Source organism: Pantoea brenneri (assembly GCF_038594305.1).
In the GTDB taxonomy this organism is placed as follows: Bacteria; Pseudomonadota; Gammaproteobacteria; order Enterobacterales; family Enterobacteriaceae; genus Pantoea; species Pantoea brenneri.
Window position 1 is genome coordinate 438,646 of the sequence record NZ_JBCGBG010000001.1, and the last position, 16,428, is coordinate 455,073.

Genomic DNA, 16,428 nt, shown 5'->3' on the forward strand with positions numbered 1-16,428 from the left:
TCGCTATACAGCGCAGGCTTAGCTGCTACAATCGCGCCTCATTTTTACCCAGCGTAGCGTTTACACATGCATAATGACTCAAATACAACACAACAACCTGCGTTACGACGTGCGTTAAAAGCGCGTCATCTGACGATGATCGCCATTGGCGGTTCAATCGGTACCGGCCTGTTTGTCGCGTCCGGCGCGACCATTGCTCAGGCAGGTCCTGGCGGCGCGCTGCTCTCCTATATCCTGATCGGACTGATGGTCTATTTTCTGATGACCAGCCTCGGTGAACTGGCGGCATTTATGCCGGTATCAGGTTCGTTCGCCACCTACGGCGCAAAGTACGTTGAAGAGGGCTTTGGTTTCGCGCTCGGCTGGAACTACTGGTACAACTGGGCGGTGACCATTGCGGTTGACCTGGTCGCCTCGCAACTGGTGATGAACTACTGGTTCCCCGACACGCCTGGCTGGATCTGGAGTGCGCTGTTCCTCTGCCTGATGTTCCTGATGAACTACATCTCGGTGAAGGGCTTTGGCGAGGCGGAATACTGGTTCTCGCTGATCAAAGTAGCGACCGTGATCATCTTTATCGTGGTGGGCGTGCTGATGATCACCGGCATCATGCGCGGTGCAGAGCACGCAGGCTGGCAGAACTGGCAGGTCGGTGACGCACCGTTTGCCGGCGGCTTTGCGGCGATGATTGGCGTGGCGATGATTGTCGGATTCTCCTTCCAGGGCACCGAGTTGATCGGTATCGCGGCGGGCGAATCTGAAGATCCGGCCAAAAACATCCCGCGGGCGGTGCGGCAGATTTTCTGGCGTATCCTGCTGTTCTATGTGTTCGCCATCCTGATTATCAGCCTGATCCTGCCGTATACCGATCCGCAGCTGCTGCACAATGATATCAACGATATCAGCGTCAGCCCGTTCACTCTGGTGTTCCGTAATGCCGGTCTGCTGTCGGCGGCGGCGGTGATGAATGCGGTGATCCTGACGGCGGTGCTGTCAGCCGGTAACTCCGGCATGTATGCCTCCACCCGCATGCTCTACAACCTGGCGAGCGAAGGCAAAGCGCCGCGGATTTTTGCCCGGCTGTCAAAAGGCGGCGTGCCGCGCAATGCACTGTGGGCCACCACCGTGGTGGCGGGGCTGTGCTTCCTGACCTCAAAATTTGGCAACCAGGAAGTGTATCTCTGGCTGCTAAACACCTCGGGCATGACCGGCTTTATCGCCTGGCTCGGTATCGCCATCAGCCATTACCGCTTCCGTCGCGGCTATGTGGCGCAAGGGCATGACGTGAACGCGCTGCCTTACCGTTCCGGCTTCTTCCCGCTGGGTCCGATCTTCGCCTTTGTGCTCTGCCTGATCATTACCCTCGGTCAGAACTACCAGGCGTTCCTCAATGACCGCATCGACTGGTACGGCGTGGCGGCGACCTACATCGGTATTCCGCTGTTCCTGATTATCTGGTTCGGTTACAAGCTGACGCGCGGCAGCCGTTTTGTGAAGTACAGCGAAATGGAATTCCCGATCCATAAAGATTAATGCTGCGCTGAAGCGTGGTGCCTTCCGTCGTTTTGGATGACCGCAGTAAAACGTAAAGCGACGGGAGCATACGCCTGTAGCAAAGCAGCGCGGGCCAGGGACAAAAACGCAACGCATTGGCCCGGCTACCGGCGCACCTCAGGGATGAGGTGCGTAATCGCGCGCGCTGAGCCTGCCACGGATGGCGCTTTGGCGTCTTTGCGAAAGGCGTATTTTCCCTGAGTCAGTATCCTGCCTGTTAGCGCGCTTTTTTCTGCTTTTTTCACGCCTCGCTTATGCTCACGAATTGATAATTATTATCACCTGCACTATTGTGGCTGCGTTTTCTGACCGGATAGTCACAACAGGGTTAAACATGACGACAGAATCTTCGCTGCTGACAGGCACTGAATCGCCTGAACACAGCGTGCAAAACTATCATCAGGTACTTCGGCGTCGCATGATGTGGATTGGCGTGCTGCTGCTGGCGATTCTCGCCTCTCTGATCCTCGACTTCACCCTCGGTCCGGCGGGCCTGTCACTGCAAACGCTGTGGAACACCCTGCTTAGCCCGGAGAGCGTCGATGCCGGAACCCGGGTTATCGTCTGGGACATTCGTCTGCCGTATGCGCTGATGGCGATCGTGGTCGGCCTGTCACTCGGCCTGGCAGGGGCAGAAATGCAGACCATCCTGAATAACCCGCTTGCCAGCCCGTTTACCCTTGGCGTCTCGTCTGCGGCAGCCTTTGGCGCCGCGCTGGCAATCATTCTCGGCATCGGCATTCCCGGCGTCCCGGATCAGTGGCTGATTTCCGCCAACGCCTTCGTGTTTGCGCTGTTTGCCGCCCTGATGCTGGATGCGGTGACCCGCTGGACGCAGGTGTCGTCAGCCGGTGTGGTGCTGTTCGGTATCGCGCTGGTATTCACCTTTAATGCGCTGGTCTCGATGATGCAGTTTATCGCCAGCGAAGATACGCTGCAGGGTCTGGTGTTCTGGACCATGGGCAGCCTGGCGCGTGCCTCGTGGGAGAAACTGGGCGTGCTGACCGTGGCGCTGGCCATCCTGCTGCCGTTTTCGCTGCTGAGCAGCTGGAAGCTGACGGCGCTGCGCTTAGGCGAAGACCGCGCGGTGAGCTTTGGCATTGACGTGCGCCGCCTGCGGCTGGCGACCTTATTGCGCATCAGTATTCTCTCTGCGCTGGCGGTGGCCTTTGTCGGCCCGATCGGCTTTATTGGCCTGGTGGCACCGCATATCGCCCGTATGATGTTCGGTGAGGATCACCGCTTTTATCTGCCGGCCAGTGCGCTGGTGGGGGCGCTGGTGCTGTCGCTGGCGTCAGTCGCCTCGAAGAACCTGATCCCCGGCGTGATCATTCCGGTCGGCATTGTCACTTCGCTGATTGGCGTGCCGTTCTTCCTGAGTATTATTTTGCGTCATCGGGGGACAGTCTGATGCAACAGGGTCTGACCTTACGCGGTTTTAGCGCCGGTTATCCTAAGCACAAGGTGATTGAAAACCTGAATATCGCGCCGCTGCCGCGCGGTGAGATTACCGTGCTGCTCGGGCCAAACGGCTGCGGCAAATCGACCCTGCTGCGGGCGCTGGCCGGCCTGAATAAAGGCCGTGGCGAAATGTGGCTCAACGGCGAAAACCTGATGACCCAGCCGTTTGCACAGCGGGCAAAGCATGTGGTCTATCTGCCGCAGTCGCTGCCGGCCGGGGTGCATCTGCACGTGCTGGAGTCGATTATTGTGGCGCAACGCGCCTCCGGTGGCCTGCACAGCGCTAACAGCGAAGCGGAAGTGATGCATCTGCTGCAACAGCTGGGGATTGCCCATCTGGCGATGCGCTACCTCGATCAGCTGTCGGGCGGGCAGAAGCAGCTGGTCGGGCTGGCGCAGTCACTGATCCGTCGCCCCTCGCTACTGCTGCTGGATGAACCGCTTAGCGCGCTCGATCTGAATTACCAGTTCCACGTGATGGATCTGGTGCGGCGCGAAACCGCACTGCGCAACATGGTCACGGTAGTGGTGGTGCACGACATCAATATCGCGCTGCGCCACGCTCAGCATGCATTAATGCTGAAACAGGGCAGCCTGGTCGCCGAAGGTCAGCCGGATCGGGTGATTACCCCGGCCACGCTGGCTCAGGTGTATGGCGTTGAAGGACGGATTGAGCACTGTAGTCGCGGAATGCCGCAGGTGATGATCGACGGACTGGTGCACGACGCGCTGGTGTAATCAGGTGCGAGAGGGCGGTCAGCAGCAAGGGAGAAGCACCTCATCCTCCCGGCGCGGGAAGATGAGGTGAAGATTAGCGGGCCAGCAGATGCTGCGCGTGGAAGCGCAGGTGATCTTCAACAAAACTGGCGATAAAGAAGTAGCTGTGATCGTAACCCGGCTGAATACGCAGAGTCAGCGGGAAGCCCGTCTCCTGCGCCACCGACTCCAGCCGCTCCGGCTGCAGCTGATCGGCTAAGAACTGATCGCTGTCGCCCTGATCGATCAGCATCGGCAGCCGATGCGAGACCTGCGCCATCAGCTGACAGCTGTCATATTCACGCCAGGCGGCGCGATCGTCGCCCAGATAAGCCTGAAACGCTTTCTGTCCCCACGGCACATCCATTGGATTCACAATCGGCGCAAAGGCGGATGCCGAGGCAAAGCGGCCGCCCAGACGCAGCGCCAGCATCAGCGCGCCATGTCCACCCATCGAATGACCCATAATCGACTGACGCTCGCTGACCTTGAAGTTATCAGCGATCAGCGTCGGCAGCTCACTGCTCAGATAATCGAACATGCGAAAATGGCTGGCCCACGGTTGCTGTGTGGCGTTGAGATAAAAGCCCGCGCCCTGACCGAGATCGTAGCCCTCATCATTTGCCACCCGATCGCCGCGTGGGCTGGTATCCGGCATGATCAGCACCAGGCCCAGTTCGGCGGCAACCCGCTGCGCCCCGGCTTTGGTGGTGAAGTTCTCATCATTGCAGGTCAGCCCTGCCAGAAACCAGACCACCGGCGGTGGCGCATCGCCGTGCGGGGTCGGCAGATAGATGCTGAACGTCATCGGGCAGTTCAGCACCGCCGACTGATGACGCCAGCGCTGCTGCCAGCCGCCAAAAATGCGATGTTCTTCCAGAAGCTCCAGAGTGGATGCCATAACGCCTCCTGATTACTTGTTAAAGTGCACTACCGAGCGGATCGATTTTCCTTCGTGCATCAAATCAAAGGCGTCGTTAATCTGTTCCAGCGGCATGGTGTGGGTGATGAAATCATTCAGCGCAAACTTGCCGTCGAGATAATCCTGCACGATGCCGGGCAGCTGTGAACGGCCTTTAACGCCGCCAAACGCCGAACCGCGCCAGACGCGACCGGTCACCAGCTGGAAAGGACGGGTCGAGATCTCTTCGCCCGCGCCGGCCACGCCGATAATCACGGATTCGCCCCAGCCCTTGTGGCAACACTCCAGCGCGGAGCGCATCACGTTGACGTTACCGATACATTCAAACGAATAATCGACGCCGCCATCGGTCAGCTCGACGATCACTTCCTGAATCGGCTTATCGTAATCTTTTGGGTTAATCAGATCGGTGGCACCCAGCTTGCGCGCCAGATCGAACTTACTGGTGTTGATGTCGATGGCAATGATGCGACCGGCTTTCGCCATTTTGGCACCGATGACCGCAGACAGGCCAATGCCGCCGAGACCGAAGATCGCCACGGTATCGCCTTCCTTCACTTTGGCGGTATTCATCACCGCGCCCATGCCGGTGGTAACGCCACAGCCCAGCAGGCAGACTTCTTCCAGCGGCGCTTCTTTGCTGATTTTCGCCAGTGAAATTTCCGGGATCACCGTGTATTCAGAGAACGTGGAGGTGCCCATATAGTGGAAAATCGGCTTACCGTCTTTATAGAAGCGGGTGGTGCCGTCGGGCATCAGACCTTTGCCCTGGGTAGTACGAATCGCCTGGCAGAGGTTGGTTTTGCCAGACAGGCAATATTTACATTTGCCACACTCCGGCGTGTAGAGCGGAATCACATGGTCGCCGACTTCGACGCTGGTGACGCCTTCGCCGACGGCTTCAACGATGCCACCACCTTCATGGCCGAGGATCGCCGGGAAAACGCCCTCAGGATCGGTGCCGGACAGGGTATAGGCATCGGTATGGCAAACGCCGGTCGCCACGATACGTACCAGCACTTCACCTTTCTGCGGCGGCATTAAATCCACTTCTTCAATTTTCAGCGGTTCGCCAGCAGCCCAGGCAACAGCGGCACGGGTTTTGATCATATTCATGCAATCCCTCTTCCAGTCAGATTGTGACGCGCAGGGGCGTCCGGTTGGTGGTGATGATTCAGAGCCTGGTGAGCCAGGCTATCTTATTTGCCAGTCTGAACCCGGGCAGTGCTCACAATCCTCACGTACTCCGTGTACGCTCCGGTTGTTCCGCGCTGTCCGTGTTCAGGCTGCCTGCAACAATTACGCCTGGCCCACCAGGCTCTTAAACATAGCGCGGAACGCTTATTCCGCCGCCGCTAAGGGGTGAATCAGCTCGTCGTTGAGCGGACGATCGTCAAATTGTTCAATAATCAGGTACTTCAGGGCTTCAACATTCGGGGTGAACGCGTCGCGTCGCCACATCAGCCAGGTTGCCGTATCGCGGTAGCCCGGCGGCAGCGTGTGCGCCTGCACCCGTGAGCGGTCCGGCATCTGCTTCAGCACCGAGGCCGGGATCATCGCTACCCCCGCGCCGCCCGCCACGCAGGCCAGCATGGCGTGATAGGACTGAATCTCCATCACATTGTCGGGCGCGGTCTGGCTGTCGCGATACCAGGTCTCCAGCTTCACCCGATAGGAGCAGCTGTTGCGAAAGGCAAACAGCGTGTCACCCTGCACGTCGCGTGCGCTGTTAATCGGCGCGTGATCGAGACCGGTAATCAGCACCATCTCCTCGCGAAAGGCGATACAACCGTTGAGATCGTCATGCGAAACCGGACCGTCAACCAGCGCTGCCGCTAAGGTGCCTTCACGCACCCGATCGATAATCTCGCCAGAAGTGCCGGTGATCAGCGACAGCGCCACTTTCGGAAACCGCTGGTGATAGGCTGCCAGCAGGCCGGGCAGCCGCGTGGCGGCAGTGCTCTCCATGGAGCCGAGCGCGAAGTTACCGGCCGGTTCGCCGGTGCGGGTCATGCTCATCGCTTCGTCGCTCAGCGCCAGGATACGTTGCGCATAATTGAGGAAATTATGACCCATTGGCGACAGGCGAATGCGTTGCTTCTCACGAATAAACAGATCAACGCCTAACTCTTCTTCCAGTTGACGCAGCCGCGTGGTCAGATTAGAGGGCACGCGATGCAGCTGTTCTGCCGCGCGCGCCAGCGAACCGCTTTCGGCGACGGAACAGAACATACGTAGCTGAACTAAATCCATATCTTCTCTTCCCGTAAACAACTTGGTTAATATTATTCACTTTCCGTGAGTTTAAACATCCTGCATGCTGTAAGCAAGTCAGAAAAGATCCCAGGCCATCACGACAGGAGTTCAGCAATGGCGGTACGCGTCGCGCTTAGCACATTTTTAACCTTATTTGTGGCGATGGGCATCGGGCGATTCGCCTTTACGCCACAGGTACCGCTGATGATTCAGGAGCACCAGCTGACGCTGACCAGTGCCAGCCTGGTGGCGGCGTTAAACTACCTCGGTTACCTGTGTGGTTCCTTCGATGCGATGCGCGCACACCGCCGGGTAGAACTGCGGTTACTGGCTGGCGTCTGGGGAGCGGTGATCCTGACGCTGCTCTCGGCCTGCGTCAGCGGTCCCTGGCTGCATGGGGCGATTCGCTTCCTGATTGGCTGGGCCAGCGGCTGGGCGATGGTGCTGGTGGCCGCCTGGAGCAATGAGCAGCTGCACCGGCATGGCCGGGCCGGCTTATCGGCGGCGGTGTTTGCCGGTCCCGGCTGCGGTATTTTTGTCAGCGGGCTACTGGCAGTGGTACTACACAGCTTCCAGGTATCAGCGTCGCTGGCATGGGCCGCTTACGGCGTGCTGGCGCTGCTGCTGATTGCGCTGATTAGCCGTAATCTGCCGCGTCGGGGCGAATTGCATCGTCCGGATCAGGCACCTGAACCGCTGGTGCTGAACCGCAATCTGAAACGGCTGGTGCTGAGCTACAGCCTGGCGGGCTTCGGCTACATTTTGCCTGCCACCTTTCTGTCGCAGATGGCGGCGGCACGCTTTCCTGATGGGGCATTCGCGCAGTTCGTCTGGCCGATATTCGGCGGAGCGGCGATGGTCGGGATTGTGATTGGCATTATGACGCGGCGCTGGGGCAGCAGCCATGCACGGCTGGCGCTGGTGCTGTGGGCGCAGGCGCTGGGCGTACTGGCGGCAGCGCTGTTGCCGGGCTTCAGTGGCTTGTTGATCGGCGCGCTGCTGGTCGGTGGTGGCTTTCTCAGCGTGGTGCAGCTGTCGCTGCTCTATGCACGTGAACTGGCGCCGCAGCATTTGCGTTACATGGCCGGTTTACTGACCACCGGTTATGCGGTCGGGCAGCTGGTCGGCCCGCTGCTGTCGTTTCTGTCCACTGCGCTGCTGCACCGGCTGGAACCGGCGTTGTGGGTAGCCGGAGTCAGTCTGGTATGGGCCGGTCTGCTGGTCTGGCGACGTGCAGCCTGATGCGGGTTGATCACCAATCTGATTGATTGCTGGATTCCCCGCAAAGAAAGTTTCACAATACGCGCTCAGTAACAGGGCCCGCAGGCATTAACCGGCGGGCGCAACACCAGCCGGAGAAGAGTACGATGAGCACCTTAAGTCAGGAAGCTGCCCTGGTCCATGAAGCGCTGTTAGCGCGTGGCCTGGAAACGCCGTTACGTGCACCGACGCGCGACCTCGATGACGAAACGCGTAAGAGCCTGATTGCAGGCCACATGACCGAAATTATGCAGCTGCTGAATCTCGATCTGCAGGATGACAGCCTGATCGAAACCCCGCACCGCATTGCCAAAATGTACGTTGATGAGGTGTTCTCCGGTCTCGACTACGCCAACTTCCCAAAAATCACCGTCATTGAAAACAAAATGAAGGTTGATGAGATGGTGACCGTGCGTGATATCACCCTGACCAGCACCTGTGAACATCACTTCGTGATCATCGACGGCAAAGCGACCGTCGCTTACATCCCGAAAGATACGGTGATTGGTCTGTCGAAGATTAACCGCATTGTGCAGTTCTTTGCCCAGCGCCCGCAGGTGCAGGAGCGTCTGACGCAGCAGGTACTGGTCGCGCTGCAAACGCTGCTGGGTACCAACAACGTCGCGGTATCGATTGACGCGGTGCACTACTGCGTAAAAGCGCGCGGCGTCAAAGATGCCACCAGCGCCACCACGACCACCTCGCTGGGTGGTCTGTTCAAGTCCAGTCAAAACACCCGCCAGGAATTTCTGCGCGCGGTACGCCATAGTTGAGTCAACGGCGGGCGCACTTAGCGGCCCGCATCGTCAATTCAGGGTGCCGCATGCAACGCTATCTTGCGCTGGATTTCATACGTGGATGTGCCATTCTCGGCATCCTGCTGCTTAATATTGTCGGTTTCGGTCTGCCGTCAGCCGCCTACCTGAATCCTGCCTGGCAGGGCAGCGTCACGCTGTCCGACGCCTGGACATGGGCGGTTTCTGACGCGCTGGCTCAACTCAAATTCCTGACCCTATTTGCGCTGCTGTTTGGTGCGGGCCTGCAAATGCAGCTGCCGCGCGGCAGTCGCTGGCTGACGGCACGCCTGACGCTGCTGGTATTTATCGGTTTCCTGCACGGCGTGTTGCTGTGGGAAGGCGATATCCTGCTGGATTACGGCATCATCGGCCTGGTGGTGTGGCGGGTGTTGCGGGATGTGCCTTCGACCCGCAGCCTGATGAACACCGGTATTCTGCTCTATCTGGTGGGCTGTGGCGTATTGCTGGTGTTCGGATCGATTTCCGATCATCAGGCGACCCGATCCTGGCTGCCGGGCGCGGCCGATCTGCAATATGAACAATACTGGAAACTGACCGGCGGCTGGGAAGCGGTGAGTAACCGGCTCGACCATCTCTCGTCAGGTCTGATGGCGCTGGCAGCGCAGTACGGCTGGCAGCTGGCCGGCCTGATGATGATTGGCGGCGCACTGCTACGCAGCGGCTGGCTGACGGGCGAATTTTCAGCGCAGCATTACCGTCAGGCGGCAGCGCTGCTGCTGACAATGGGGCTGTCGATTGCGGTGGCCGGGGTCGCGGCGCAATGGCTGTTACATTGGGAGTTTCGCTGGACCGGCTTTTATCTGCAAACCCCGCGCGATTTGGCCAGCCCGCTGATCAGCCTGGGCTATGCCGCGCTTTGTCTCGGTTACTGGTCGCGGATTAGTCGCTGGCGTATTAGCTATGCGATTCAGTGCGTTGGCCGCATGGCGTTAACCAATTACCTGCTACAGACCCTGATCTGTACCACGCTGTTCTATCGCTTTGGGCTGTTCATGCACTTCACTCGCCTGCAGCTGGTGATGATGGTACCCGCGGTATGGCTGATTAACATTCTGTTTTCACTCATCTGGTTACATTACTTCGCCCAGGGTCCGCTGGAGTGGCTATGGCGGCGCCTGACGCTGCTGGCCGCCGGTAAACCAGCGGTTACTGACAACGCCAGATAATGACCGCCATCACAAAGGTTGCAGAATTGTATGTAACCGTTTTCATTGATGTGACGCAATTCACGCTGCCTGCCTCCCGCCCCTGACAAAATAGCGCCGGTGTTCAACCCGGCGTGATGCCTTATTCTTCCTCTGTGGAACTGCTGCATGATAACGATTCGTGATGTTGCCCGTCAGGCTGGCGTGTCGGTGGCGACCGTCTCGCGCGTACTCAATAACAGTAGCGCCGTCACCTCTGATACCCGTGACGCCGTGTTACAGGCCGTTGATGCACTAGGATATCGTCCAAACGCCAATGCCCAGGCGCTGGCCACCCAGGTCAGCGATACCATCGGCGTGGTGGTGATGGATGTCTCCGATCCCTTCTTCGGCGCGCTGGTCAAAGCGGTCGATACCGTGGCGCAGCGCGTGCACAAGCATGTGTTAATCAGCAACTCCTGGCATCAGGAAGAAAAAGAGCGCCACGCGATTGAGGTATTGATCCGCCAGCGTTGCAGTGCGCTGGTGGTGCACGCGAAAACGCTTTCAGACCAGGAGCTGGCTGAGTTTATGCAACATGTACCGGGCATGGTGGTAATCAACCGTATAGTACCGGGTTTTGAACATCGCAGCGTCAGCCTCGACAACGTTACCGGCGCGCTGATGGCTTCAAGAACCCTGTTACAACAGGGACATAGCCGGATCGGCTACCTCTGTTCCAGCCACCCGATTGAAGATGTCGCCCAGCGCCGCGAAGGCTGGCTGCAGGCGATGGCGGAGCAGGGCATGCGGCCTCAGGAGAGCTGGATCGCCAGCGCCGAGCCAGATATGCAGGGCGGTGAAGCCGCCATGGTCGAACTGCTGGGACGTAACCTCAATCTGAGCGCGGTGTTTGCCTATAACGACGGCATGGCAGCGGGCGCACTCACTGCGTTGAAAGACAACGGCATTCAGGTTCCACAGCATTTTTCTGTCATTGGCTTTGATGACATCCCGATTTCACGTTACACCGATCCACAACTGACCACCGTTCGCTATCCCATTGTTTCTATGGCAAAACTGGCGACAGAGCTGGCGTTGCAGGGCGCGGCAGGGCTGCTGGATGACACCGCAACGCACATCTTTATGCCGACGCTGGTGCGCCGTCATTCAGTGGCGCAACGGCAAAATGTGGAGTCCGTCACTAATTCAGGCGATTCAGCCATGTAACCGTTTTCAATCTGTGATTACATTCACAGTTAATTAACATTGCCCTCACTATGATGGCAACGTCTTACCGGACTGAAACATTATGTAACGCCCGCTTAACCGCATCAGGCACCGTCTCAGTCGCTGGATGAAATGGTTCACAACATATTTATATTCACGGAAGCGTTTGCGTACAGGGAAGTCAGATTTTGGACGGCGGTCCAGCGGCTTAGCGTAACGTTGTGTCTATTCCGCGTCGCCGATCAGTTTTACCGATTGTTCTCCCGCCTCTGAAGCGCGGCAGAGCTAAAAAGACCCTGCATAAAAAAACCGGAGATACCATGAATAAGAAGGTTTTCACGCTCACAGCACTGGTTGCCAGCATGATGTTTGGTGCAACCGCTCACGCAGCTGACACCCGTATCGGCGTGACCATTTATAAATATGATGACAACTTCATGTCGATGGTACGCAAAGACATCGAGAAAGAAGCGAAAACCATCGGTGGCGTTCAGCTGCTGATGAATGACTCGCAGAATGACCAGTCTAAACAGAACGACCAGATCGACGTGCTGATGGCGAAAGGCGTGAAAGCGCTGGCGATTAACCTGGTTGACCCGGCTGCAGCAGCGGTAGTGGTAGACAAAGCGCGCGCAAATGATGTGCCGGTCGTGTTCTTCAACAAAGAGCCGAACGCCAAAGTACTGGCCGGTTATGACAAAGCCTATTATGTCGGTACCGATTCTAAAGAGTCCGGCATCATCCAGGGTCAGCTGATTGAGAAGCACTGGAAAGCGACCCCAGCCTGGGATCTGAACAAAGATGGTCAGATTCAGTTCGTGCTGCTGAAAGGCGAGCCGGGCCACCCGGACGCTGAAGCGCGTACCAAATATGTTATCGATACCCTGAACAAAGATGGCCTGAAAACTCAGCAGTTAGCGATGGACACAGCGATGTGGGATACCGCGCAGGCGAAAGACAAGATGGATGCCTGGCTGTCAGGCCCGAACGCCAAAAAAATCGAAGTGGTCATTGCCAACAACGATGCGATGGCGATGGGTGCGGTTGAAGCGCTGAAAGCGCACAACATGAGCTCCATCCCGGTGTTCGGCGTCGATGCACTGCCAGAAGCGCTGGCGCTGGTGAAATCGGGCGCACTGGCCGGTACCGTGCTGAACGATGCGGAAAACCAGGCGAAAGCGACGCTGGATATGGCGAAAAACCTGGCTGACGGCAAAGCCGCCACCGAAGGTACTAACTTCAAGATGGTCGACAAAATCGTCCGCGTACCTTACGTACCGGTTGATAAAGAAAACCTCTCACAGTTCCAGAAATAATATCGATTACGGGCGCGGCGAGTGTCGCGCCTTTTTTACGTCACCACCGTTTTTTAGCCAGGTAAATTATGGCCAGTGATAATACGACCGCGCAGCGAGAATATCTGCTGGAAATGACCAATGTCAGTAAATCATTTCCCGGCGTTAAAGCGTTAGATAATGTGAATTTAAAAGTGCGGCCTCACTCTGTTCATGCATTAATGGGCGAGAACGGCGCCGGTAAATCCACTTTATTAAAATGTCTGTTTGGTATTTATAAGAAAGATACCGGCAGTATTTTGTTTCAGGGTAAAGAGATCGATTATAAAAGCTCCAAAGAGGCGCTGGAAAATGGCGTGTCGATGGTGCATCAGGAATTAAACCTGGTATTGCAGCGTACCGTGATGGACAACATGTGGCTGGGGCGTTATCCCCGTAAAGGCTTCTTTGTCGATCAGGATAAAATGTATAACGACACCAAGGCGATCTTTGACGAGCTGGATATTGATATCGATCCCCGCGACAAAGTGGCGCATCTTTCCGTGTCGCAAATGCAGATGATTGAAATTGCCAAAGCGTTCTCTTATGATGCGAAAATTGTGATTATGGATGAGCCAACCTCCTCGTTAACCGAGAAAGAGGTTAATCATCTGTTCACTATTATTCGTAAACTGAAAGATCGCGGCTGCGGCATTGTGTATATTTCGCACAAGATGGAAGAGATTTTCCAGCTGTGTGACGAAATTACCATTCTGCGTGACGGACAGTGGATCACTACTCAGCCGCTGGACGGGCTGGATATGGACAAGATCATCTCGATGATGGTCGGCCGTTCACTGAACCAGCGTTTTCCGGACCGCACCAACGTGCCGGGTGAAACCATTCTTGAGGTGCGTAACCTGACGTCATTGCGTCAGCCATCGATTCGCGACATCTCGTTTGATCTGCGTAAAGGGGAGATTCTCGGCATTGCCGGGCTGGTGGGTGCCAAACGTACCGATATCGTCGAAACGCTGTTTGGCATTCGCGAAAAATCGGGCGGCACCATTAAACTGCACGGTAAACCGATTAATAATCACAGCGCCAACGAAGCCATTAACCACGGTTTTGCGCTGGTAACGGAAGAACGTCGTTCGACCGGGATTTATGCTTTTCTGGATATTGGTTTTAACTCGCTTATTTCCAATATTAAAAAATATAAAAACAGTATGGGGCTGCTGGATAATAAACGCATGAAGAGTGATACCCAATGGGTTATCGATTCAATGCGGGTAAAAACGCCAGGCCATCATACGCAGATTGGTTCGCTTTCGGGTGGTAACCAGCAAAAAGTGATTATTGGTCGCTGGTTATTGACCCAGCCTGAAATCCTGATGCTTGATGAACCGACACGCGGGATTGACGTCGGGGCAAAATTCGAAATTTACCAGCTGATTGCTGAGCTGGCGAAAAGAGAAAAGGGCATCATTATTATCTCTTCCGAAATGCCGGAGCTGTTAGGCATTACCGACCGTATTCTGGTGATGAGTAATGGTCTGGTAGCCGGCATTGTTGATACCAAAACCACCACGCAGAACGAAATATTGCGTTTAGCGTCATTACACCTTTAATGAAGCAAGGGCTGTTAACATGAAAGCGACTACAAAAAAGAATGCGCTAACCTGGTTAAAAGAGGGCGGCATTTATGTCGTTCTGCTGGTATTGCTGGCTATTATTATTTTCCAGGACCCCTCATTTTTAAGTTTAATGAACCTGAGTAACATTCTGACCCAATCTTCGGTGCGCATTATTATTGCACTGGGTGTGGCGGGGCTGATTGTTACCCAGGGTACTGACCTGTCGGCCGGTCGTCAGGTCGGTCTGGCAGCGGTGGTCGCGGCCACGCTGCTGCAGGCGATGGACAACGCTAACAAGGTGTTCCCGACGCTGGATACGGTGCCAATTCCACTGGTGATCCTCACCGTCTGCATCATCGGCGGCGTGATTGGTCTGGTGAACGGCGTGATCATTGCTTACCTCAAGGTGACGCCATTTATCACCACTCTGGGCACCATGATCATCGTCTACGGCATCAACTCGCTCTATTACGATTTCGTTGGCGCATCACCGATTGCCGGTTTTGATACCGGTTTCTCGAAATTCGCTCAGGGCTTTTTACGCTTCGGTGACTTCAAGCTCTCTTTCATCACCTTCTACGCGGTGATTGCGATTGTGTTTGTCTGGGTGCTGTGGAACAAAACCCGCTTCGGTAAAAACATTTTTGCTATCGGTGGTAACCCGGAAGCGGCGAAAGTGTCCGGCGTTAACGTGCCACTGAACCTGATCATGATCTATGCGCTGTCTGGTGTGTTCTACGCCTTCGGCGGGATGCTGGAAGCGGGTCGTATCGGCTCGGCAACCAACAACCTCGGCTTTATGTATGAGCTGGATGCGATTGCTGCCTGTGTGGTCGGCGGCGTCTCCTTCGCCGGCGGTGTCGGTAGCGTGGCGGGCGTGGTGACCGGTGTACTGATCTTCACCGTAATCAACTACGGCCTGACCTATATCGGCGTCAACCCTTACTGGCAGTACATCATCAAAGGCGGCATCATCATCTTCGCCGTGGCGCTCGACTCGCTGAAATACTCGCGCAAAAAATAATGCGCAGGCGATGACGTCAGAAAAAACAAAGCGACCTTCGGGTCGCTTTTTTTATGGGAAAAAGTGCTGGCGTTGTTGCGTCTTTGCACAAGGCGTATGCTGCCTGAAGCCTGCTCAGCGGTGAGACCGGGACTGCTCAGGGAACAAGGGCAAATCAGAAATTAGTTCAGGTCTGTCAGCCGTCTGAAGCGACTTTCTGAGCGCCTGAAACTGCTCCCTGAGCCAGGCACGTGACTACCAGACCACAGCATTGGAGTAACAAGTGTCAGCACAGCATAAACAAGCCCGCAGTGCGTGAGCTATTTACGCAGCTTCTGCTCCAGCTCCAGCAGCTGTTCCGGCGTGACCGCCGGATAACTTTGTGCATCCTCCGGCACTTCACGCACCGCCGGAATCGGCACCAGCGGCCCAAGGAAGCGTGGCTCTCGCTTCAGCAGGAACAGGTCAGCCAGCGCGCCCAGCCGCGCACCGACCTCACGGAAACGCACGCTGAGCATGTTTTTCGGCGAAGGCACGGCATAGCACTGCGCCTGAATGCCGAGCTGCAAGGCAATAAACAGCGCCCGCTCACAGTGGAAGCGTTGGGTGATGATAATGAAGTCGTTGGTATCGAACACTTTGCGGGTGCGAACAATCGAATCCAGCGTCCGGAAACCGGCATAGTCCAGCACAATATCCGCCGGATCGACGCCTGCCTTGATTAAATCGCGACGCATGGTCATCGGTTCGTTGTAGCTTTGCAGCGCATTGTCACCGCTCAGCAGCAGGTAGTTCACTTTGCCGCTGTTATAGGCGTTGAGCGCGCCCTGCATCCGATAAAGGTAATACTGATTGATCACCCCGGTACGATAATATTTAGCGGTGCCCAGCACCACACCCACCTGGCGGTGCGGCAGCGAAGAGACATTCTCGTAGATAAAGGGCGCAGTTTTCCAACTGATCCAGCGATCAAGGCCAAGCGCCGTCGCCACCATCAGCAGGATGATGAAAAGCAGTCCAATGAAAACGCGTTTCAGCATGCGCCTGGAGACTCGATGTCAGAAATTTGAGATGGCACAAGGCTACTTGAGCCGCCGCAGCGAAGCAAGTTAGTGCCGGTTGGCTGGTCTCTT

At 56.4% G+C, this 16,428-nt stretch carries 14 protein-coding genes; 10 read left to right on the plus strand and 4 right to left on the minus strand.

Annotated elements, in window-relative coordinates:
* Positions 1-66: 66 nt before the first annotated feature.
* From AABB92_RS01965 to AABB92_RS01975, 3 genes are all read left to right on the plus strand, one after another.
* Positions 67-1,533: an amino acid permease gene (locus AABB92_RS01965; RefSeq protein ID WP_031377121.1), complete on the plus strand. Its 1,467-nt coding sequence runs from the start codon at positions 67-69 to the stop codon at positions 1,531-1,533.
* A 355-nt stretch (positions 1,534-1,888) separates the two neighbouring features.
* On the plus strand, positions 1,889-2,965 hold the full coding sequence (locus tag AABB92_RS01970; protein ID WP_031377122.1) for a FecCD family ABC transporter permease: 1,077 nt from the start codon (positions 1,889-1,891) through the stop codon (positions 2,963-2,965).
* Complete coding sequence (locus AABB92_RS01975; RefSeq protein WP_031377123.1) at positions 2,965-3,753, plus strand: ABC transporter ATP-binding protein; 789 nt, start codon at positions 2,965-2,967, stop codon at positions 3,751-3,753. The genes AABB92_RS01970 and AABB92_RS01975 overlap by 1 nt, the downstream gene beginning before the upstream one ends.
* Before the next feature lie 73 nt (positions 3,754-3,826).
* Here the strand turns inward: AABB92_RS01975 and fghA are convergent, their stop codons facing one another.
* From fghA to ptrR, 3 genes are all read right to left on the minus strand, one after another.
* Positions 3,827-4,672 carry an S-formylglutathione hydrolase gene (gene fghA / locus AABB92_RS01980; protein ID WP_031377124.1) on the minus strand — a complete coding sequence of 282 codons (846 nt, stop codon included), beginning with the start codon at positions 4,670-4,672 and terminating at the stop codon, positions 3,827-3,829.
* A 12-nt stretch (positions 4,673-4,684) separates the two neighbouring features.
* Complete coding sequence (locus AABB92_RS01985; RefSeq protein WP_031377125.1) at positions 4,685-5,809, minus strand: S-(hydroxymethyl)glutathione dehydrogenase/class III alcohol dehydrogenase; 1,125 nt, start codon at positions 5,807-5,809, stop codon at positions 4,685-4,687.
* Positions 5,810-6,034: 225 nt separating this feature from the next.
* Positions 6,035-6,946, minus strand: a complete 912-nt coding sequence (gene ptrR / locus AABB92_RS01990; protein ID WP_031377126.1) for a putrescine utilization regulator PtrR — start codon at positions 6,944-6,946, stop codon at positions 6,035-6,037.
* Between the two features lie 117 nt (positions 6,947-7,063).
* On the opposite strand from ptrR, the gene AABB92_RS01995 reads away from it, so the two are divergent.
* From AABB92_RS01995 to mglC, 7 genes are all read left to right on the plus strand, one after another.
* Positions 7,064-8,191 (plus strand): YbfB/YjiJ family MFS transporter, encoded by a 1,128-nt coding sequence (locus AABB92_RS01995; RefSeq protein WP_031377127.1) that lies wholly within the window; start codon positions 7,064-7,066, stop codon positions 8,189-8,191.
* A 125-nt stretch (positions 8,192-8,316) separates the two neighbouring features.
* Entirely contained in the window at positions 8,317-8,982 is a 666-nt protein-coding gene (gene folE / locus AABB92_RS02000) for a GTP cyclohydrolase I FolE (protein WP_031377128.1), read from the plus strand.
* A 50-nt stretch (positions 8,983-9,032) separates the two neighbouring features.
* Entirely contained in the window at positions 9,033-10,193 is a 1,161-nt protein-coding gene (yeiB, locus tag AABB92_RS02005) for a DUF418 domain-containing protein YeiB (protein WP_031377129.1), read from the plus strand.
* Positions 10,194-10,340: 147 nt separating this feature from the next.
* The gene (gene galS / locus AABB92_RS02010; RefSeq protein WP_046288200.1) at positions 10,341-11,381 is read left to right on the plus strand and encodes an HTH-type transcriptional regulator GalS; all 1,041 of its coding nucleotides are present in this window, start codon (positions 10,341-10,343) and stop codon (positions 11,379-11,381) included.
* Between the two features lie 320 nt (positions 11,382-11,701).
* Positions 11,702-12,697, plus strand: a complete 996-nt coding sequence (mglB, locus tag AABB92_RS02015; protein ID WP_031377130.1) for a galactose/glucose ABC transporter substrate-binding protein MglB — start codon at positions 11,702-11,704, stop codon at positions 12,695-12,697.
* Between the two features lie 68 nt (positions 12,698-12,765).
* A complete protein-coding gene (mglA, locus tag AABB92_RS02020; RefSeq protein WP_046288201.1) occupies positions 12,766-14,286 on the plus strand; it encodes a galactose/methyl galactoside ABC transporter ATP-binding protein MglA in 1,521 nt (506 codons plus the stop codon).
* A 19-nt stretch (positions 14,287-14,305) separates the two neighbouring features.
* A complete protein-coding gene (gene mglC, locus AABB92_RS02025) occupies positions 14,306-15,316 on the plus strand; it encodes a galactose/methyl galactoside ABC transporter permease MglC (RefSeq protein WP_031377131.1) in 1,011 nt (336 codons plus the stop codon).
* A gap of 299 nt (positions 15,317-15,615) precedes the next feature.
* On the opposite strand, the gene sanA is transcribed toward mglC, so the two are convergent.
* The gene (sanA, locus tag AABB92_RS02030; RefSeq protein ID WP_031377132.1) at positions 15,616-16,335 is read right to left on the minus strand and encodes an outer membrane permeability protein SanA; all 720 of its coding nucleotides are present in this window, start codon (positions 16,333-16,335) and stop codon (positions 15,616-15,618) included.
* Positions 16,336-16,428: the final 93 nt, after the last annotated feature.